The organism is Sphaerospermopsis reniformis, assembly GCF_005402885.1.
Lineage (GTDB): Bacteria > Cyanobacteriota > Cyanobacteriia > Cyanobacteriales > Nostocaceae > Sphaerospermopsis > Sphaerospermopsis kisseleviana.
In genome coordinates this window covers 1-607 of sequence record NZ_BJCE01000544.1, presented here as the reverse complement: position 1 = coordinate 607, position 607 = coordinate 1, and the positions used below count along the sequence as shown (strand labels likewise).

Below are 607 nucleotides of genomic sequence, written 5' to 3'. Positions count from 1 at the left end.
GAAAGATTCATAACCAAGAAGGAAATAGCAATAGAAGTTAAAGAAGTATGAGGCAATTTAGCCATGACTCTACCCAGGCTAAATCTTCGTTTACCTTGTCCGAATTTACCCTCAATAGAATTACGAATCCGTTCATCTTCTTGCGCTTGTTTCTTTGTTTCTTTGCTGACATTTTTAGGTGGTCTACCCAGTGGGGGACCACTGATTCTAATTCCTCTTTCTTTACACCAGTCTCGATTCTCCCTATTACGGTAAATTTTATCTACATGAACAGATTCAGGATAATATCCGGTGTAATTTTTGTAGGCTTCTACTTGATATTTTAAGTCCCCTGATTCATTAAAATTATCCCAACTAATATTGTCTAAAAATACATAACCATCAAAGCAACTAGCTGAAAACTTTGCCCCAAATTCCGTGTTTTTAGCAGCTTTACCACGGACTATCGGACGAATATGTGGTTGACTTAAACTGACAATTCTGTCTTCTATACTCCGTTTTTCATGTTCATATAACCATAGTTGTTGACGATAAACTTCTGCCACTACTAGCAACATTTTATATTGTCTGTTGCTCAATTCTAAGAGTGACGCACCCGCATTCATTA

At 36.9% G+C, this 607-nt stretch carries 1 protein-coding gene; it reads right to left on the bottom strand.

Annotated features, from left to right (window positions below; genetic code table 11):
* Positions 1 to 607: transposase (locus FFR48_RS28315; protein ID WP_137669617.1), on the bottom strand; the 607-nt coding region annotated here is incomplete at both ends.